The sequence below is a fragment of the Umezawaea sp. genome (genome assembly GCF_036375055.1).
Classification (GTDB): domain Bacteria; phylum Actinomycetota; class Actinomycetes; order Mycobacteriales; family Pseudonocardiaceae; genus Umezawaea.
In genome coordinates, this window is the sequence record NZ_DASUSQ010000015.1 from 41,580 (window position 1) to 60,926 (window position 19,347).

Annotated in this window: 16 protein-coding genes; 3 read left to right on the forward strand and 13 right to left on the reverse strand. The window is 69.9% G+C overall.

The window, feature by feature from the left end; translation table 11 throughout:
• Nucleotides 1–2: 2 nt before the first annotated feature.
• Both VFZ92_RS05410 and clpB read right to left on the reverse strand, forming a co-directional pair.
• Nucleotides 3–704: a hypothetical protein gene (locus VFZ92_RS05410; protein WP_330874636.1), complete on the reverse strand. Its 702-nt coding sequence runs from the start codon at nt 702–704 to the stop codon at nt 3–5.
• Between the two features lie 259 nt (nt 705–963).
• Nucleotides 964–3,546 carry an ATP-dependent chaperone ClpB gene (gene clpB / locus VFZ92_RS05415; protein ID WP_330874637.1) on the reverse strand — a complete coding sequence of 861 codons (2,583 nt, stop codon included), beginning with the start codon at nt 3,544–3,546 and terminating at the stop codon, nt 964–966.
• Nucleotides 3,547–3,684: 138 nt separating this feature from the next.
• Here clpB and VFZ92_RS05420 point away from each other — a divergent pair, with 138 nt between their 5' ends.
• Nucleotides 3,685–4,068, forward strand: a complete 384-nt coding sequence (locus VFZ92_RS05420) for a VOC family protein (RefSeq protein WP_330874639.1) — start codon at nt 3,685–3,687, stop codon at nt 4,066–4,068.
• Nucleotides 4,069–4,128: 60 nt separating this feature from the next.
• Here VFZ92_RS05420 and VFZ92_RS05425 read toward each other — a convergent pair whose 3' ends face one another.
• Nucleotides 4,129–5,760: an MDR family MFS transporter gene (locus VFZ92_RS05425; RefSeq protein ID WP_330874641.1), complete on the reverse strand. Its 1,632-nt coding sequence runs from the start codon at nt 5,758–5,760 to the stop codon at nt 4,129–4,131.
• Complete coding sequence (locus tag VFZ92_RS05430) at nt 5,757–6,218, reverse strand: MarR family winged helix-turn-helix transcriptional regulator (RefSeq protein ID WP_330874642.1); 462 nt, start codon at nt 6,216–6,218, stop codon at nt 5,757–5,759. Before VFZ92_RS05430 ends, VFZ92_RS05425 begins: the two co-directional genes overlap by 4 nt.
• Nucleotides 6,219–6,674: 456 nt before the next feature.
• Between VFZ92_RS05430 and VFZ92_RS05435 the strand changes: the two genes are divergently transcribed.
• The gene (locus VFZ92_RS05435; protein ID WP_330874643.1) at nt 6,675–7,778 is read left to right on the forward strand and encodes an FAD-binding oxidoreductase; all 1,104 of its coding nucleotides are present in this window, start codon (nt 6,675–6,677) and stop codon (nt 7,776–7,778) included.
• A gap of 762 nt (nt 7,779–8,540) precedes the next feature.
• On the opposite strand, the gene VFZ92_RS05440 is transcribed toward VFZ92_RS05435, so the two are convergent.
• The 9 genes from VFZ92_RS05440 to VFZ92_RS05480 all read right to left on the reverse strand — a co-directional run bounded on the left by VFZ92_RS05440 (nt 8,541) and on the right by VFZ92_RS05480 (nt 17,460).
• Nucleotides 8,541–8,978 carry a heat shock protein transcriptional repressor HspR gene (locus VFZ92_RS05440; protein WP_330874644.1) on the reverse strand — a complete coding sequence of 146 codons (438 nt, stop codon included), beginning with the start codon at nt 8,976–8,978 and terminating at the stop codon, nt 8,541–8,543.
• Nucleotides 8,975–10,159 (reverse strand): molecular chaperone DnaJ, encoded by a 1,185-nt coding sequence (gene dnaJ / locus VFZ92_RS05445; protein ID WP_330874646.1) that lies wholly within the window; start codon nt 10,157–10,159, stop codon nt 8,975–8,977. Before dnaJ ends, VFZ92_RS05440 begins: the two co-directional genes overlap by 4 nt.
• A gap of 26 nt (nt 10,160–10,185) precedes the next feature.
• Entirely contained in the window at nt 10,186–10,809 is a 624-nt protein-coding gene (grpE, locus tag VFZ92_RS05450) for a nucleotide exchange factor GrpE (RefSeq protein ID WP_330874647.1), read from the reverse strand.
• Nucleotides 10,806–12,674 carry a molecular chaperone DnaK gene (gene dnaK / locus VFZ92_RS05455; RefSeq protein WP_330874649.1) on the reverse strand — a complete coding sequence of 623 codons (1,869 nt, stop codon included), beginning with the start codon at nt 12,672–12,674 and terminating at the stop codon, nt 10,806–10,808. Before dnaK ends, grpE begins: the two co-directional genes overlap by 4 nt.
• A gap of 168 nt (nt 12,675–12,842) precedes the next feature.
• The gene (locus tag VFZ92_RS05460; protein WP_330874651.1) at nt 12,843–14,966 is read right to left on the reverse strand and encodes a substrate-binding and VWA domain-containing protein; all 2,124 of its coding nucleotides are present in this window, start codon (nt 14,964–14,966) and stop codon (nt 12,843–12,845) included.
• A 233-nt stretch (nt 14,967–15,199) separates the two neighbouring features.
• On the reverse strand, nt 15,200–16,069 hold the full coding sequence (locus VFZ92_RS05465) for a DUF4097 family beta strand repeat-containing protein (RefSeq protein WP_330874653.1): 870 nt from the start codon (nt 16,067–16,069) through the stop codon (nt 15,200–15,202).
• A 79-nt stretch (nt 16,070–16,148) separates the two neighbouring features.
• A complete protein-coding gene (locus tag VFZ92_RS05470; RefSeq protein ID WP_330874655.1) occupies nt 16,149–16,733 on the reverse strand; it encodes a hypothetical protein in 585 nt (194 codons plus the stop codon).
• Nucleotides 16,730–17,335, reverse strand: coding sequence for a TetR/AcrR family transcriptional regulator (locus VFZ92_RS05475; RefSeq protein WP_330874667.1), 606 nt, complete (start codon nt 17,333–17,335; stop codon nt 16,730–16,732). Before VFZ92_RS05475 ends, VFZ92_RS05470 begins: the two co-directional genes overlap by 4 nt.
• Nucleotides 17,332–17,460 carry a hypothetical protein gene (locus VFZ92_RS05480; protein ID WP_330874668.1) on the reverse strand — a complete coding sequence of 43 codons (129 nt, stop codon included), beginning with the start codon at nt 17,458–17,460 and terminating at the stop codon, nt 17,332–17,334. Before VFZ92_RS05480 ends, VFZ92_RS05475 begins: the two co-directional genes overlap by 4 nt.
• Before the next feature lie 272 nt (nt 17,461–17,732).
• Between VFZ92_RS05480 and VFZ92_RS05485 the strand changes: the two genes are divergently transcribed.
• Nucleotides 17,733–19,347: (Fe-S)-binding protein (locus VFZ92_RS05485; protein ID WP_330874656.1), on the forward strand; the 1,615-nt coding region annotated here is incomplete at its 3' end.

Genomic DNA, 19,347 nt, shown 5'->3' on the forward strand with positions numbered 1-19,347 from the left:
CCCTAGCTGGCCGGCTTGCGGCCGAACGACGGCCGGTAGACCTCGCCGCCGCTCTCGGCGTCCTGCTCGGCGTCGAACGGGTCGACCACGTCGGCCAGCTCGCCCACGTCGCGCAGCAGGCGCTCCAACCGCGCCGGGCTGGAGTTCGGCGGCGCCGCCGCCATGACCCAGTCGCCCTCGAACCAGACCACGGTGACGTCCGCGCCGATCTCCTCGGCGGCGTCGACCAGGTCGGGGGTGATCAGCTTGCGGGCCGCGGCCAGCTCCGTGACGAACGCGTAGCGGGACCCGACCGGCCCGAGCAGGTCGGGCATCTGGTCGCGCTGGAACGGCACGCTGGGCAGCCACAGCTCGATGACCACGGACAACGGGCGCCGACAGCGCACCCCGACGAGAACCGAGTTGACCTTGCCGTTGGTCTCGTGGTCCAGCACGTACACCTGCCGCCGACCGTCGGCGGTGAAGGTGGACCCGGCCACCACGTCCCTGGCGATGCCGGTGCCGTAGTAGGCGATGGCCCCGCTCTCCCACCGCGTGGGGAGCACGTGGTCGGTCTCCTCGAACTGCCAGCCGCGCAACGCGGCCCACCGCCGCCGCTCGCGGTTGCGCGCGGTGCGCTGCGCCCGATCGGTCGCGAGCAGCGCGAAACCGGCTACTCCCGCCACCGCGCAGACGGTGAACCAGACCCAGGCAGGTATTCCCACAGTGCGAGGGTAGCGGTCCCGCCGAGCATTACGAAGATCACCAACGGCGTGGTTCCCACGAACAGATCAACCCGTTACCTCGCACGGGTGCGCCCCACCACCGGCTTTCCACGCGAACGATCGCCCGCGGCGACGGTGGGCGCGGGGACGGGCCGGACCAGGTCGTTACCCGACCGATACGACCTAACGAGCGTAAGAGAACACCCGCAAGCACAGGATTCGGCCCCCGCCCCGGCGAACCGGGACGGGGGCCGGGGTCTCATCCACGCCCCACGATCAACCCGGAGTTGTCGTCCAGGACGTCCACCCGCACGGCGTCCCCGTCGCGAACCTCCCCGGACAACAACTCCTTGGCCAGCTGGTCCCCGATGGCCGACTGGATCAACCGCCGCAGCGGCCTGGCCCCGTACACCGGGTCGAACCCGTTCAACGCCAACCAGTCCCGCGCGGACGGCGTCACGTCCAGGGTCAACCGCCGCTGCCCCAGCCGCTGCGCCAGCTTGCGGACCTGGATGTCCACAATGGACGTCAGCTCCTCCGTGGCCAGAGCGTGGAACACCACCACGTCGTCCAACCGGTTCAGGAACTCCGGCTTGAAGTGCTTGCGCACCACCGACATCACGGCGTCGTTGCGCTGCCGCTCGTCCAGGTTCGCGTCCGCGATGGCGTGCGACCCGAGGTTCGACGTCAGCACCAGGATCGTGTTCCGGAAGTCGACCGTCCGACCTTGACCGTCGGTCAACCGACCGTCGTCCAACACCTGGAGCAGCACGTCGAACACGTCCGGGTGCGCCTTCTCCACCTCGTCGAGCAGCACGACCGAGTACGGCCTGCGGCGCACCGACTCGGTGAGCTGACCGCCCTGGTCGTAGCCCACGTAACCGGGAGGAGCACCGACGAGCCTGGCCACCGAGTGCTTCTCGGAGTACTCGCTCATGTCGATGCGGGTCATCGCCCGCTCGTCGTCGAACAGGAACTCCGCCAGCGCCTTGGCCAGCTCGGTCTTGCCGACACCGGTCGGGCCGAGGAACAGGAACGACCCGGTGGGCCGGTCCGGGTCCGCGACGCCCGCGCGGGTGCGGCGGACGGCGTCGGACACGACCCGCACCGCCTCGACCTGGCCGACGACCCGGCGGGTCAGCTCGTCCTCCATGCGCAGCAGCTTGGCCGTCTCGCCCTCCAGCAGCCTGCCCGCGGGGATGCCGGTCCACGCGCTGACCACGTCCGCGACGTCGTCGGGGCCGACCTCCTCCTTGAGCATCGCGGAGGCCTGCTCGGTCGACTTCGTCGCCGCGTCGAGGTCCTTCTCCAGCGCCGGGATGCGGCCGTACCGCAGCTCGGCGGCCCGGCCGAGGTCGCCGTCGCGCTCGGCGCGCTCCGACTCGCCGCGCAGCTGCTCCAACTGCTCCTTGAGGTCGCGGACCTTGTCGATGGAGCCCTTCTCGTTCTGCCAGCGCGCGGTCAGGCCCGCCAGCGCCTCGCGCTTCTCGGCCAGTTCGGCGCGCAGCGCCGCCAGCCGCTCCACCGAAGCCGGGTCGGACTCCTTCGAGAGCGCCATCTCCTCGATCTCCAGGCGGCGCACGGCCCGTTCGACCTCGTCGACCTCGACCGGCCGCGAGTCGATCTCCATGCGCAGCCGGGACGCGGCCTCGTCGACCAGGTCGATCGCCTTGTCCGGCAGGAACCGGGAGGTGATGTAGCGGTCGGAGAGGGTCGCGGCGGCCACCAGCGCGGTGTCGGTGATCCGGACGCCGTGGTGGACCTCGTAGCGCTCCTTGAGGCCGCGCAGGATGCCGACCGTGTCCTCCACGCTCGGCTCGCCGACCAGCACCTGCTGGAACCGGCGCTCCAGCGCGGGGTCCTTCTCGACGTACTTGCGGTACTCGTCCAGCGTGGTCGCGCCGACCATCCGCAGCTCGCCGCGGGCCAGCATCGGCTTGATCATGTTGCCCGCGTCCATCGCGCTCTCGCCCGTGGCGCCTGCGCCGACGATCGTGTGCAGCTCGTCGATGAACGTGATGACCTGGCCCGCGGAGTCGGTGATCTCCTTGAGCACGGCCTTCAGCCGCTCCTCGAACTCGCCGCGGAACTTCGCGCCCGCGACCATCGAGCCGAGGTCCAGCGCCACGACCCGCTTGCCGCGCAACGACTCCGGCACGTCACCGGCGACCACGCGCTGGGCGAGGCCCTCGACGATGGCGGTCTTGCCGACGCCGGGCTCGCCGATCAGCACCGGGTTGTTCTTGGTGCGCCGGGACAGCACCTGCACGACCCGGCGGATCTCCGGGTCGCGGCCGATCACCGGGTCCAGCTCGCCCTTGCGGGCGCGTTCGGTCAGGTCGACGCCGTACTTCTCCAGCGCCTGGTAGGTGCCCTCGGGGTCCGGGCTGGTGACCCGCGCCGAGCCGCGCACCCTGGAGAACGCCTCGCGCAGCGCGTCCGGCGTCGCACCGTGGCGGCGCAGCAGGTCGGCCACCTGGCCGCCGTGCTGGGCGATGCCGACCAGCAGGTGCTCGGTGGAGACGTACTCGTCGCCCATCTCGGTCGCGAGCTCCTGCGCCTTGGCGAGCACGCGCACGGCCTCGCGGGAGAACTGCGGGGCGGACATCGAGGAGCCGCTCGCGGCGGGCAGCGCTCGGGCCACCTGGTCCAGCTCCTTGCGCACCACACCGGGGTCCGCGCCCACCGCGGCCAGCAGCGGTGCGGTCAGCCCGTCACCCTGAGCCAGCAGCGCGCCGAGCAGGTGCACGGGACCCACGTCCGGGTTCCCCGCCACCGTCGCGGCCTGCACCGCGGCCGAGACCGCCTGCTGGGTCTTCGTGGTCGGGTTGAAAGCGTCCATTCCTCACCCCATCGCAGATGTGCGCGCCAGCCTTCCGCACGCGCTCCCATCATGCACAACGTCAGCAAAGTTGAGTCGGTTCCGCTCAACTTGAATAATCGCTGTGGTCTCGACCACGCCCTTGGGGAAGATCGGACCATGAGCGCGAAACCGCAGCACATCACCTTCAGCAGCACCGACCCGTTCGAACTGGCGACGTTCTGGTCCAAGGTGACCGGCTACCCGCTGGCCGACGACGACTTCCCCGGCGACCCCGAAGCCTCCGTCCTGCCCCCGAGCGGCCCGATCCTGCTGTTCGTGACCGTGCCCGACGAGAAGGCGTCCGCCAGGAACCGGGTGCACCTCGACCTCCAGCCGGACACCACGCGGGACCAGGAGGTCGACCGCCTGCTCGGCATCGGCGCGACCCTGGTGGACGACCAGCGCAAGCCAGACGGCCGCGGCTGGGTCGTGCTCGCCGATCCCGAGGGCAACGAGTTCTGCGTCGAGCGCAGCGCCGCCGAGAAGGCCGCCAAGCCCTGAGGACGCGAAAGGCCCTCCGCCGCGAGCGCCGCGCGGCGGAGGGCACATCTTGGCCTCTCCCTACCTCCGATCACCCACATGTAGTAGCGAGTTGTCCACACCGGGGGTGGAGTTATCCACATTCCGCAGGTCGGCATCCACAGGCAGGTGGACAGGTGCCTCACCCGTCGGTGAGCCGACCACGGGCTGGGGGATGTCCATCGAGGTCCGCAGGGGCACCTCCTTGATCATCACGACCGCGACGACCGTGACGACGGCCGCGACGGCCGCGATCAGGAACAGCGTCGCCATCGCGTCGCCGTAGGCCCCGCGCACCAGCGCCTGGATCGGGCCGGGCAGGTGGACGAGGTCCAGCGTGCCGCCACCCGTGCCCGCGGGCGTGCCGGGCGGCAGACCGGCGGCGATCTTCGTGCTGACCTGGCTCGCGAGCACCGAGCCGAGCACCGCGACACCGGCCGTGCCGCCGAGCGAGCGGAAGAACGTGACCGTGGAGCTGGCCGCGCCGAGGTCCGCCATCGAGACGTCGTTCTGGACCGCCAGCACCAGGTTCTGCATCGTCAGCCCGAGGCCGACACCGGTCAGCAGCATGTAGGCGCCCATCAGCACCAGGTTGGTCTCGTGGTCGATCGTGCCGAGCAGCCCGAGCCCGACGACCAGGACGACCGCGCCGGACACCAGGAAGTTCTTCCACTTCCCGTACTTCGAGATCAGCTGGCCGGAGATGGTCGACGCGATCGTCAGCCCCGCCACCAGCGGCAGCGTGAGCAGGCCCGCCTTCGTCGGCGAGAAGCCGCGGGAGAGCTGGAAGTACTGGCCGAGGAACACCGAGGCGCCGAACATCGAGGTGCCGACGGCGACGCTGCCGAGCACGGCGAGCGAGAGCGTGCGGTGCTTGAACAGCCGCAGCGGCACGACCGGCGAGCTGGCCCGGCGCTCCACGAAGTAGGCGGCCACGAGCGCCGCCGCCGCACCGGCGAGGTAGGCGAGCGTCTCCGGGGAGATCCAGCCGAAGTCCCTGCCCGCGAACGACACCCACATCAGCACCAGGCTGACGCCACCGGTGATCAGGAACGCGCCCGCGTAGTCGATCTTCACGTCCTTGCGGACCGTGGGCAGCTTCAACGTCTTCGCCAGCACGCCGAGCGCCAGCACCGCCAGCGGGACGGTGATGAAGAACGTCCAGCGCCAGCCGAGCCCCGGCGTGTCGACGATGAACCCGCCGACCAGCGGGCCGCCGACCGTGGCCGCAGCCATGACCGCGCCGGTGTAGCCGCTGTAGCGACCGCGTTCGCGGGGGCTGACCATCGCGCCGATGATGACCTGCGCGAGGGCCTGCACGCCGCCCATGCCGAGGCCCTGGACGACGCGGAACCCGATGAGCTGCTCCATGTCCTGGGCGAACCCGGAGAGCACCGAGCCGATCGTGAAGATGGTGATCGCGATCTGGAACAGCAGCTTCTTGCTGAACAGGTCGGCCAGCTTGCCCCAGATCGGGGTCGTGGCCGTCGACGCCAGCAGGGTCGAGGTGATGACCCACGTGTACTGGGTCTGGTTGCCCTTGAGGTCGGCCAGGATCGTCGGGAGCGCGTTGGCGACGATCGTGGAGCTGAGGATCGCCACCAGCAGCGCGAGCAGGATCCCGGACAGGGCCTCCAGGATCTTGCGGTGGGTCATGGGTGTCGCGTCTGTCATCGAACAGCCTCCGGGACCAGCAGGTGAGCACGCAGGTCGTCGGTGAACAAGCCGAACTGGCGCACGAACTCGTGGACGTCTTCTTCGGTCCAGTCGGCGAGCGCCTCCTGGACGAGGGTGACCTGGGCCTCGCGCCAGCCGTCGAGGGTTTCGAGGCCGCGGGAGGTGGCGGTGATGAGCTGGGCGCGGCCGTCGGACCGGCAGGCGCGGCGTTCGACCAGGCCCGCCTTCTCCAGCTGCGCGACCTGCCTGCTCACCACGGACGGGTCGACCAGGTGCACCTGCGCCAGCTCCGACACGCGGGACTCGCCGCGGCGGGCCAGCTCGGCGAGCAGGCCGACGGCCGCCGGGTGGAGGTCCCTCTCCTCCCACACCCTCGTGGTGATCACGTGCTTGAGCTGGAACACCGCGTGCAGCCCTCGGAGGACGTCGACGCAGCTCTCCCTGGTCGGACCCATGTCCATCACCTCATTAGTTGTCAATGACAACTATATGCCCAGATAGTTGTCCAATACAACCTTCTCGACTGTGACGTGGAGGACCACCCGACAGGAGGAATCCGGGTCTCAGGAGGCCGACCCCGGCGGGACGCCGGGTGACTACACCGGGCGACGCACGTCGGCGGGTGCGAGACAAGGGGCGATCAAGGTACACACCAAGGAGAATGTTCCACCGTTGGCCGGTATTCGTGCGACGCTATGTAACCAAGCTGCACTCAAAGGTGGCATCAAGGAGTCAACCAGCCAGATGAAGGGTTAATGTCGTCGCGTCGGGGTTGGATGCTTGACGTGGACGGTGCGCCTTGCTGGCGCCTCTAAGAACGTGGAGACTGCGCCCGGATCATGACAGCGAACGCCGTACTTAGTCCCATCCCTACTCCGCCACACCGCGAACCACCTCCCGGCGTCACCGCGATGGTGCGCATGATCCGGGAGAGCTTCGCGGTGGTGGAGCCGCGCGCCGAAGAAGTCGCCAAGTTCTTCTACGGCATGCTCTTCAGCCTCTCGCCCTCCACCCGCGAGATGTTCCCGGCCAACATGGAGGTGCAGCGCAGCCGCCTGCTGCGCGCCCTCGTGCACACCGTGCAGATGGTGGACCGCCCGGACGACCTCATCCCGTTCCTCCGCCAGCTGGGTCGTGACCACCGCAAGTTCGGTGTCGTGTCGATCCACTACGAGTCCGTCGGCACCGCGCTGCTGGCCGCCGTGAAGAAGTACGCAGGCACCGCCTGGACCCCCGCGGTCGAGATGGCGTGGGCCGAGGCGTACACGATCATGGCCCGGTCCATGCAGGAAGCGGCGGCGGCCGACGACGGCCCGGCCTTCTGGCGCGCCACGGTGCTGGAGCACCAGCGCGTGAGCTGGGACCTCGCCGTCGTGCGGCTCCAGCCCGACCACCCGCTGCCCTACCGGGCGGGCCAGTACCTGAGCGTCGAAACACCCCAGCGCGGCAGGCTGTGGCGGTACTTCTCACCCGCCAACGCCCCGCGCGAGGACGGCACGATCGAGTTCCACATCAGATCGGTGGAGGGTGGCTGGGTCAGCCGCTCCGTCGTCGGCCACACCCAGCCGGGCGATGTGTGGCGCCTCGGGCCGCCCATGGGCAGGCTCGGTGTCGACCGGACGTCCAAGCAGGACATCCTGATGGTCGCGGGCGGCACCGGCGTCGCGCCGATGCACGCGATCATCGACGAAATGGCCCAGTGGGGCGAGAACCCCCGCGTCCACCTGTTCGTCGGCGGTCGCACCCGCGAGGACCTGTACGACCTGGACAACCTCCAGCGGATCGCCATGACCAACCCGTGGCTGACCGTCGTGCCGGTGCTGGAGTCGGACCCCGGCGCCAGGGGCGTCGAACAGGGCACGCTGGCCGACGTGGTCACCCGCTACGGCGCCTGGGAGGACCGCGACGTCCTCGTCTGCGGCTCGCCCGCGATGATCCGCTCGACCGTCTCCCGCATGCTCGTCGCGGGGACACCGCTGGACCGCATCAAGTACGACCCGTTCACCCTGGACTGACGGGTTCGCGTTCGTTCGACGCTCCGGCTGCCCGCCCGCACCCGGAGCGCGTGGTGACGGCGAGAACCACTGGGGCCACGAGCGGCCGCACCACGAGCACGCGCGGTCGGCTTGACTCGGGCGAGTCAAGCCGACCCCAGCACCGGAACGGGGTCACCCGGAATGACGGGCCCCCGATTCACAGGGTAGCGCGGTGGTCCGACAGTCTTGAATTGTCGACAAGTCCACCGACCGCGCTCATCCCACTTCTTTCACGCACTTCGTCCACCTCGACAAAGGCGTACCCCACCCAGGGGGAACCCTGATTTCAACGCTACCAATCGGCACCGACATTTTTGTGCGACGCCGAATTCGGAAAATGCGTCGCCGCTGGTCAGCAAGGGTTTTCAGTGACCGAAAGCCCGAGACTGTCAGACCTCGTGGGTAGAGTGGAATTCGGGGGGATCCCCCGTCGGAAGTCGAGGCTTGCTCAAGATCGAGTGTTACTCGGAGTCGCCGACGGGCGGGTTCGACGGGTGTGGCCGAGGGTTGTTCCGTGAACTAATTTCACGATTCCCAGGGGTTAGCGGGGCCGTGGAAACCTCCGAGGGCGGGTTCGACCGATCATCCAGCGGGCCCGCCACCACCGGCCGCCGACCTACCGATCACGACGGTGAGCAGGGGCCGTGAGGGCGACCTGCGGAGGGCACCGCGGCGCCTGTCGACGAAGAAAGCCCGGTGGTCGACGACGAGGTCCCGGCGCAGCGGCCGGAACGCCTCGGATCACTTGCGGGGCTGGGGCTTCCAGACCACGAGCGCCGTCTCGTGGCGCAGCGGCACGAGGTCGCGGCGGTAGGTCTTGTGGACCGACGCGGCGGCGTGGTCGGCCGCTGCCAGGGCGTTCGCCAGCTCCTGGGTCAGTTCGGACAGGCGGTTGCGGAGGGCGTCGACCTCGTTCTCCAGTTCGATGATCCGCTTGATGCCCGCGAGGTTGACGCCGTCCTCCTGGGAGAGGCGCTGGACCTCGCGGAGCAGCACGATGTCGCGCATCGAGTACCGCCTGCCGCCGCCGGACGTCCGGCCCGGCGACACGAGGCCGAGCCGGTCGTAGCTGCGGAGGGTCTGGGCGTGCAGGCCGGAGAGCTGGGCCGCCACCGAGATGACGAAGAACGGGGTGTCCTCGTCCGTGCCCGGCGGGAAGGGAAAACCGGGGGTGTTCACGCCGACCTCCCCTTGCTCTCCAGCAGTGCGTTCAGCTCCGCCCGCGGGTCGTGCTGCGCGGTGGCGGCGGCGTAGGCCTCCAGGGCTTCCCTGGCCTGGGCGTCCATGTTGTTCGGCACGGTGACCAGCAGCTTGACCAGCAGGTCGCCGGTCTTGCCGTCGCGCTTCTCGATGCCCTTGCCCTTGGCCCGGAGGATGCGGCCGCTGGCGGTGCCCGCGGGCACCTTGAAGGTCACCTTGCCTTCGAGGGTGGGCACCGTCAACGTCGTGCCCAGGGCGAGTTCGGCGAACGTCACCGGCACGTCCAGCGTGAGGTCGTTGCCGGAGCGGCCGAAGAACGGGTGCGGGTTCACGTGGACCCGCACGAACAGGTCGCCGGTGGGGCCGTTGTTGCGGCCCGGTTCACCCTGGCCCGCGAGGCGGATGCGCTGGCCGTCGTCGACCCCCGCGGGGATCCTGATGGTCAGCGTGCGGGTCTTGGTGCTCACGCCCTCGCCGCCGCACTCGGGGCACGGGTCGTCGATGATGCGGCCGGTGCCCCGGCAGTCGGGGCACGGCTCGCTGAACGCGAACGCGCCCTGGCTGCGGGTGACCAGGCCCGCGCCACCGCAGTTGACGCAGGTGTGCGGAACGGTGCCGGGCCGCGCGCCGGACCCGTTGCAGGTGCCGCAGGCGGCCGGGCTGGACAGGCGCATGGGCACCGTCGCGCCCTTGACCGCCTCGGTGAAGTCGATGCGGACGTCGGTCTCGACGTCCTCGCCGCGCCGCGGCCGGGTGGCCGAGGACCCGGCGCCGCCGCGGCGGTTGAACAGGCCGCCGAGCAGGTCGCCGAGACCTCCGGCGCCGGGCTGCGCCCCGGCTCCACCGGCGCGGTTGAACAGGTCGTTCACGTCGAAGCCGCCGCGACCGCCGCCGAAACCGCCCCCGCCGAAACCACCTCCGCCGCCGTACAGCCTGCGGGCCTCGTCGTACTGCTTGCGCTTGACCGGGTCCGAGAGCACGCCGTTCGCCTCGGACACGGCCTTGAAGCGCGCCTCGGCCTTGGCGTCGCCGGGGTTGGCGTCGGGGTGCATCTCCCGCGCCAGCTTCCGGTACGCCCGCTTGATCTCGTCCGCGGAGGCGTCGGAGGAGACGCCCAGCTCGCGGTAGAAGTCCTTTTCGATCCAGTCCCTAGCACTCACCGGACGTCTCCTCCTTCCCCTTGTGCCTAGTCCTGCGCCTGGTCGGGCACGGACACGTCCCCGGCCTCGAAGTCGGTCACCGCGACGAGGGCGGGCCGCAGGACGCGGTCGCCGAAGCGGTAGCCGCGACGCAGGACCGCGCTGACGGTGGGGCCCGCCACGTCCGGGGACGTGCCGTGCTGCACCGCCTCGTGCACCGACGGGTCGAAGGGTTCGCCGTCGTGGCCGAACGCTTCGAGCCCGGTGTGCTGGAGCGCGCCGACGAGCTTGTCCGCGACGGCCTTGAACGCACCGGTCAGGTCGCCGTGAGCGGCGGCCCTCTCGACGTCGTCCAGGACGGCCAGGAGTTCGCCCGCCACCTGCGCCTTGGCGTTGCTGATGACGAGTTCCCGGTCGCGCTCGACGCGCTTGCGGTAGTTCGCGTACTCGGCCGTCAACCGCTGGAGGTCGGCCGTGCGCTCGTCGAGCTGCGCCTTGTACTCGGCGGCCGGGTCCTCCTCGAAGAGGACCTCGGGCGCCGCGTGCTTGCCGCCTTCGAACTCGACGTCGAGCACCTCGCCGTGCACGGGCTCGGCAGCCTCGTCGGCTTCCGGCTCGACGCGGTGGTGGTCGTTCACCAGGTCGGGCTGCTCGTCCTGTGGGTGGGTCACTTCTTCTCGTCCTCGTCGACGATCTCGGCGTCCACGACGTCGTCAGCGCCCTTGGCCCCGGTGCCCGCGCCCGCCGCGCCGGGAGCACCCTCGGCGCCCTCGGCACCGGGGGCCGCCGCGCCCGTGTTGGAGTAGAGGGCGGTGCCGATGGCCTGCGACTCGGTCGCGAGCTTCTCGACCGCGGAGCGGACGGCGGAGATGTCGGTGCCCTTGAGGGCCTCGTTGGTCTCGGCCACGGCGGCCTTGACCTTCTCCTTGACGTCCTCGGGGAGCTTGTCCTCGTTCTCCTTGACGACCTTCTCGGTCTGGTAGACGAGGGTCTCGGCCTGGTTGCGGACCTCGGCCTCCTCGCGGCGGCGCTTGTCCTCCTCGGCGTGGGCCTCGGCGTCCTTGACCATGCGCTCGATGTCGTCCTTCGGCAGCGCGGAGCCGCCGGTGATCGTCATCTTCTGCTCCTTGCCGGTGCCGAGGTCCTTGGCGCCGACGTGGACGATGCCGTTCGCGTCGATGTCGAAGGTGACCTCGATCTGCGGCAGACCGCGGGGGGCCGGGGGCAGGCCGGTCAGCTCGAACATGCCGAGCTTCTTGTTGTCCGAGGCGAAGTCGCGCTCACCCTGGAACACCTGGATCTGCACCGAAGGCTGGTTGTCGTCCGCCGTCGTGAAGATCTCGGACCGCTTGGTCGGGATGGTCGTGTTGCGCTCGATGAGCTTGGTCATCACGCCGCCCTTGGTCTCGATGCCCAGGGACAGCGGGGTGACGTCGAGCAGCAGGACGTCCTTGACCTCGCCCTTGAGGACACCGGCCTGGAGCGCGGCGCCGACGGCGACGACCTCGTCCGGGTTCACGCCCTTGTTGGGCTCGCGGCCACCGGTCAGCTCCTTGACCAGCTCGGCCACGGACGGCATGCGGGTGGAACCACCCACGAGCACGACGTGGTCGATGTCGCCGACGGAGACGCCGGCGTCCTTGATCACGTTGTTGAACGGCGCGCGGGTGCGCTCCAGCAGGTCGTTCGTGATGCGCTGGAACTCGGCGCGGGACAGCGTCTCGTCCAGGAACAGCGGGTTCTTGTCCGAGTCGACCGTGATGTAGGGCAGGTTGATGCTGGCGTTGTTCGAGCTGGACAGCTCGATCTTCGCCTTCTCGGCGGCCTCGCGGATCCGCTGGAGCGCCATCTTGTCCTTGGTCAGGTCGATGCCGTTCGCGGACTTGAAGCGCTCGACCAGCCAGTCGACGACGCGCTGGTCCCAGTCGTCGCCGCCGAGGTGGTTGTCACCGGAGGTCGCCTTGACCTCGACGACGCCGTCGCCCAGCTCCAGCAGGGACACGTCGAACGTGCCGCCGCCGAGGTCGAAGACGAGGATCGTCTGCTCCTTCTCGCCCTTGTCCAGGCCGTAGGCCAGGGCGGCGGAGGTGGGCTCGTTGACGATGCGCAGGACGTTGAGGCCCGCGATCTGGCCCGCTTCCTTGGTGGCCTGGCGCTGGGCGTCCTCGAAGTACGCGGGCACGGTGATCACCGCGTCGGTGATCTCCTCGCCCAGATACGCCTCGGCGTCGCGCTTCAGCTTCATCAGGACGCGCGCGGAGATCTCCTGCGACGTGTAGGCCTTGCCGTCGACCGGCTCGGTCTTCCAGTCGGTGCCGATGTGGCGCTTGACCGAGCGGATGGTGCGGTCGACGTTGGTGACCGCCTGGTTCTTGGCGGGCTGCCCGACGAGGACTTCGCCGTTCTTCGCGAAGGCCACGATGGACGGGGTGGTGCGGGAACCCTCGGAGTTGGCGATCACCGTCGGCTCGCCGCCCTCCAGGACCGCGACGACGGAGTTGGTCGTCCCCAGGTCGATGCCGACTGCTCGCGCCATGAATTCCTCCTGGTGGTACGTGCTGGTGGGTACTGCGTTGAGCGTTGCCGGCTCAAGTTTGCCAGGTCCGCCGGACTTGAGTCCAACGGGCTCAACCTTCCTGCCTGTCCAACGGTCGACCCACCGGTGTTGTTCCCCGATCGGAGTGATCCGGGCCACGCCCCCCGGTCAGAAGTTCGACAGGACGTCGATGATCACGTTCGTGATGGTCGTCGGGTCCTTGGCGTCGTACTTCTTCGCCCCGGTCCCCTTCGAGATCGTCGCCAGCGCCTCCGCGCCCGCCTTGTTGTTGGCGTCGAGCTCGCTGCCGTAGGCGATGGTGAACACCCGGACCGGCTTGTCGCCCGACGCGTCCTTGCCCCTGATCACGTCGATCAGCTCGGTGGGCGCCTGGATGCCGCGGGCCTTGTCGTTGACCCCGTCGGTGAGCAGCACGACGGCGTTGATCGAGTTCGGGTCGTAGGTGCCGCGCACGACCTCCACGGCCCGGTCGATCGTGTCGTACAGACCCGTCGCGCCGTCCGCGGTCAGCCCGTCGATGTTCGCCGCGATGTCCTGCCTGCGGGTGCCGTCCATCGGCCCGATCGGCACCAGCGGCACGAAGTCCGCGCCGCCCTCGCCGATGCCGGAGGAGAACTTCCACAGCCCCACGCGGTCGGAGTCGGTGAACCCGTCGGCGAGCTGCCGCATGGCGGGCTTCACCAGCTCCAGCTTCGTGGCACCGGTGCCGGGCACCTTCTCCTCCATCGACAGCGAGGAGTCGATGCACACCAGCACGTTGGTGGGCTTGCGGAGCTTCACCCAGCTGGCCAGCACCTTGGCGACGACCTCGTTGGTGGGCGTGCCGAGCGGTTTGATCTCCGCGTCGGGCAGCCACCCGTAGGCGGACCCGCCGAGGTCGATCGGCTTCTGCTGGTGGTCGCGGAACCCGTACTCGGCGAACTGGCGCTGCACGGCGTCGGAGTGCAGGTAGGACAGGAAGTCGTCGGCGACGGCGCTCTTGGCCCGGTCGAGCCCGTTCAGCTTGATGAACGGGTGGTCGGAGTGCAGGACGCCTTCCTCGGGGTAGACGGCGACCAGCTTGGTCTTGGGAGGCTCGGTCTTGGAGCAGCCCTCGTCGTCGCTGTAGGAACCGCAGGTGTACCCGGCGTTGTAGGCGATCACGGAGTTCTCCGACATCGTCACCGCCGAGATGTAGGAGAGCGCGTCCTCCGCGTCGGCCTGCCGCATGTTCGACAGGAACGTCAGGGTGGTCTTGCCGTAGTGCACGACGGAGTGCTCGATCGCCTTCATCCGCTGCGCCACCGCGTCCTTGTCCACGTCCTCCGGGCGCACCTCGCGGATGCTGCCGTTGGCCGAGAACAGCGCGCCGAGCGTGGCGTGGAGGCCGGACGTGGAGTAGGTCGGGTTCGTCTTGCCGAGCTTGAACGCGCCCCACTCCGGGTGGCCCTTGCTCGCCCAGAAGTGCGGGTCGCCCGCCCACGTGGCCAGGTCCTCCCAGCCGATCCCGGCCTCGGGCCAGCCGAGCGCGCGGGCCATCGGCTCGGGCATCGCGATGATCGACGGGCTGGTCATGATCGCGGGTGCCTTCCCGTCCGGGAACAGCGACCTCGTCTCCGGCGTGGCCCGCTGCTGCGCCAGCGGCAGCCACTCCGACGCGGCGGGCGACCACACGTCGGGCCTGCGGCCGTCGGCCTCGGTCCAGCCCCGTGCCAGGGCGGCCATGGCGGTGCCGGAGTCGACGGACGTCACGTCGACCTCGACGCACTGGCCGTTCGCCTCGTGCGCCCCGTAGGCGGCGGCGAGTTCGGCCATCTGCTTGGGCTTGTCCACCGACGCGGCGACCGTGAGGCTCGCCGTGGGCGTCGAGCAGGCGGGCAGCGCCGTGGCCACCTGCGGCGTCGAGCTGGTGCCGTCACCGGACTCGGGCCACAGCACGATCCCCAGCACCACCAGCACGACGAGCGCGGCGGCCACGCCCCAGCGCACCGCGGGGCCCGTGCTGAACCGCAGGCCGCTCGGGGGCGGTGGAGCCGCGGCGACGGGCCCCGCCGTCTTCTTCGCGTGGTCCCACCACGGCCGCCACTGCTCCGGGTTGTCGCCGCACGCCCGGATGTAGGCGCTGGTCAGCTCCCAGCTCGGCAGTTCGCGGCCGCTGGTGGCGCGCTCCAGGTCCGCCTCGGAGTAGTCGGTCATCGCCGCGAGCTGCGCGGAGGTCAGCCCGATCTCGTCCCGCAGCTTGACCAACCGGTAGGCGAACGCCTCCGCGGGAGGGCCGTCGGGGTTCAGCATCGTGGGCAAACCTCTCGATCAAGGGTCCGGACAACCCCGAGGTGCGAGGTGGAACGTCCCCGTGTTCACCCGTGTCGCGGCGGCCCGTGGGCCGTCACCCACCTTCGGCGGCTGCTCCCATGATCGGCACATCTGGCCGGTCAAACCAGTACCGCGCCAGGTCGTGACCTCGGTGCACCCGAATGGCCGCAGCGGGTGCCCCGTGACGGAGCACCCGCGGCGGCCGTGCGGTCTCAGGCGGCGTTGAGCGTGATGTCGCCGCTGCTCGCGGTCAGGTTCAGCTCGAACTGCCCCGAGGGGTCGTCCTTCACTCCGACCTTCTTGTCGCCGCTGCTCGTGTCGACCGCGACCCGGTAGCCCGCGTTCGGCACCGTCACGGTGATGTCGCCGCTGCCCGCGTTGGCCTTCACGTTGTGCGCCTTGGCCAGTTCGACCACCACGCTGCCGGACTTGGCGTCCGCGTCCACGTCGCCGTCGACCTGCTCGGTCCGGATGTCGCCGGAGGAGTTGACCACGGTGACGGCGCCGGTGACACCGGTCAGCTTCACGTTGCCGGAGCCGATCTTGGCCGTGACGCCGCCCGCGAGGTTGTCGCCGCTGAGGTCGCCGGAGCTGTTGTCGACGCGCACCGCCCCCGCGATGCCGCGCAGGGTGGCGTTGCCGGAGCCGAGGTTCACGTCGACCGACGCGAGGTCCTGCACCTCGAGGTCGCCCGAGCCGACCTCGCCCTTGACCGTCGTCTCCTTCGACGGCACGGCCACCTCGTAGTAGGCCTCGCAGCCGTTGCCGCAGCCGTTGAGGACGAGCGAGCTGCCGTTGACCTGGTGCGTGGGGCCGCTGGGCTTGGAGGCCGCCTTGCCGTAGCGGAGGGTTCGCTTGATCGTGGTGGCGCTCGCGCCCTCGACGGAGCGGACCTTCACGTCCCCGCCGTCGTTGTCGATCTGCACGGTGGAGATCTGGTCGTTCACCGTGTAGTCGTCCGAGGAGCTCTCCTGGGCGATCCTCACGCAGGACGACAGGCTCATCGTCGTGGCCACCGCCGCGACGGCCAACAACGCGATTCGCTTCCCCACCACTACCCCCTTGCCGACCTGTCCGCTCATGGGAACCACGCTAGGGGCACGACCCCCGGCGCACACGAGGGTGGCCCCCCGGCTCCATACGGGGGCTATCCCTACCGCTTCACGCGAGGTCCTCGACGACCGCGCGCAACGCGGGCGCGCACCCAGCCGGGTCCGACAGGTACCGCTGCGACGCGATCACGTGGGTCGGCGTCATCCGCTCCCACACCAGGCCCTGGACCGGCACCGACGTGATGACCAGCCGGAACGGCCGCACCTGCCTGCCGAGCCGGACCTCGACGCCGCGAACGACCTCACCGATGGGCAGAGCCCCCGGCCGGGGGCTCTGCGCGCGGCCCGCCTCCCAGGCCGCTGCGGGTTCCCGAAGCGCCCGGACCGCGGCTCGCAGGGCGGGTCGGGTCAGCAGGGACGTCGAGTCCTCGTTGGTGGGGATCGACCGGACGTCGACGGGCGTCTCGGCGCGGGCGTGGTCCAGGACGTCCGCCCACCACCCGAGCCACTCCTCGGTGATGCCGGCGCGGTCGACGCCGCGGGGGACGAACACCGGCACGGACGGGTCGAGGCCCGGCAGCTCCGGCACCGTGTCGACCGAGAGCGCGAGCGTGTCGCGCAGGAACAGGGCGGTGTTCACCGCCTGGTTGGTCCCGTGCCCGACCTGCCACGACTCACGACCGGCGAACCTCATTCACCCATTGTCCCGCCCTGGAGGCGATCCAGGTGCTGTCGCGGACGTATCAGGTAAGACACAACCGGTTCCAGGTCGGCCACGCCGGGTGGTTCGTCGGCGATCAAGCCCTGCATCAGCAGACCGTCGACGGCCGCGAGGAACGCCCGGAACGCCACCGGGTCCGTGTCGAACGGCCGGGCGGCCTCGGTGATCAGGTCCAGCCACCGGCGCGCGGCGGGCCGCAGCTCCGGGCGGCGGGCGGCCAGCAGGTACAGCTCGTACTCGGCCATCGTGCGGCCGCGGTTCGCGCCGACCATGTCGACGAGCCGCCGGGTCACCTCCTCGACGTCGGTGTCCGGCGCGTTGACCAGCCGGACGATCAGGTCGCTGACGTCGTCGGCGAGCGTGTCCGCCGACCACATCAGGGTCGCGATGAGGAGGTCGTCCAGCGAGGCGAAGTAGTAGGTCGTGGACGTGGTGGGCACACCGGCCTCGCGGGCGACCGACCGGTGGCTCACGCCCGCGACGCCGTCGCGCTCGATCACCCGGAGGGTCGCCTCCAGGATGGCCTGCCTGCGGCGTTCGCCCCTGGCTCTCCTGCCGTCCACCTGCTCGTTCAGGACGCGCTCCCCGGCTCGATGGTGATCACGCCGCCGACCAGCATGAGGCCGACGACCATAGTGGGCGCCGCACGCGCGCCGGAGGCGGTGGCCGCGGGGGTGGCCTGCACGACGGTGGTGATCACGGGGGCTCCAGGGCCTCGGGGCGGGAACGCGCCGTCGGGTTCCTCGGCGTTGATGGTGGTGGGCGCGCGAGATCAACGCGGGGAGGCCGGGCCGGGCCGGCACGTTTGTGACAGCTTGCTTCTCACTCGGGCCGAAACTGTGGAACATCCGTCCCACGGGTTCGGGTGTTGATCGATACACTTCTGCGACCCCGGCCACGCCCAAGTGGTTACCGGCGAGTAATGAGGCGTAATCTCCGAGCCACGTGCTTCTGGAGAAAGGCCGCCACCACATGGGAGCCCTGCAGTTGACCCTCGGCGTCATCGGCGTGGCCGTGAGCGTCGTCGCCTGGGCCGTGTTCGTGTCCGGAGCGATCAGGATGGTGCGGATCATCCGGCTCGGCCAGCCCGACCCGACGCGCACGGGTCCGTTCACCGCGCGCCTGAAGACGCTGGTCGTCGAGTTCGTCGCGCACACCCGCATGGCCAAGGTGCGCAGCGTCGCGCCCTGGCACTGGATGGTGATGTGGGGCTTCCTGATCGGCTCCGCCGTGCTGTTCGAGGCCTACGGCGAGATGTTCGACCCCGCGTTCCACTGGCCCGTCATCGGCACCTGGGCGCCGTGGCTGCTGCTGGTCGAGCTGCTCGGCATCGGCACGGTCGTCGGCGGCGTGGCGCTCGCGGTCATCCGCCAGCTCAACCACCCCCGGCGCGCCGACCGCGTGTCCCGCTTCGCCGGGTCGAGCTTCAAGTCGGCCTACTTCGTCGAAGCGGTCGTGGTCATCGAGGGTCTCGGCATCCTCGGCGTGAAGGCGTTCAAGCAGGCCAGCGGGTTCGAGAACCCACCGCTGTGGTCGAGCTTCGTCACCGCGCCGCTGTCGAACCTGCTGCCCGCCGAGCCCAACTGGGTCTCGATCATGGCGTTCACCAAGCTGCTGTCCGGCATGATCTGGCTCGTCGTCGTCGGCAAGAACCTGACGATGGGCGTCGCCTGGCACCGCTTCAGCGCGTTCTTCAACATCTACTTCAAGCGCGAGGACGACGGCGGCGTGGCGCTGGGCGCGCTGCGCCCGATGATGAGCGGCGGCAAGGTCCTCGACCTGGAGGAGGCCGACCCCGACACCGACGTGTTCGGCGTCGGCAAGGTCGAGGACTTCACCTGGAAGGGTCTGCTGGACTTCAGCACCTGCACCGAGTGCGGCCGCTGCCAGTCCCAGTGCCCCGCGTGGAACACCGGCAAGCCGCTGTCCCCGAAGCTGCTGATCACCCAGCTCCGCGACCACGCCTACGCCAAGGCCCCGTACCTGCTCGCCGGCGGCCGCAAGGACATGGCGGGCGACGAGGTCGGCATCACCGGCGACGACTACCAGAAGCGCCTGGAGTCCATCAACGTCCTGGCGCTCGCCGAGGCCGAGCGGCCCCTGATCGGCGGCCCCGACGAGCTGGGCGTCATCGACCCCGAGGTCCTGTGGTCCTGCACGAGCTGCGGCGCGTGCGTCGAGCAGTGCCCCGTCGACATCGAGCACGTCGACCACATCCTCGACCTGCGGCGGCACCAGACCCTGATCGAGACCGACTTCCCACCAGAGCTGAACGGGCTGTTCAGGAACCTGGAGAGGTCTGGGAACCCGTGGGGCGTGAACGCCTCGAAACGGATGGACTGGGCCGCCGCCTTGCCGTTCGAGGTGCGTCAGGTCGGTGTCGATGTCGCGTCCCTCGAGGACGTCGAATGGCTGTTCTGGGTGGGCTGCGCCGGTGCGTTCGACGACCGGGCCAAGAGGACGACCCAGGCGGTCGCCGAGCTGCTGCACATCGCGGGCGTCTCGTTCGCCGTGCTGGGCAGCGGCGAGACGTGCACCGGCGACCCCGCCCGTCGCTCGGGTAACGAGTTCCTGTACCAGCAGCTGG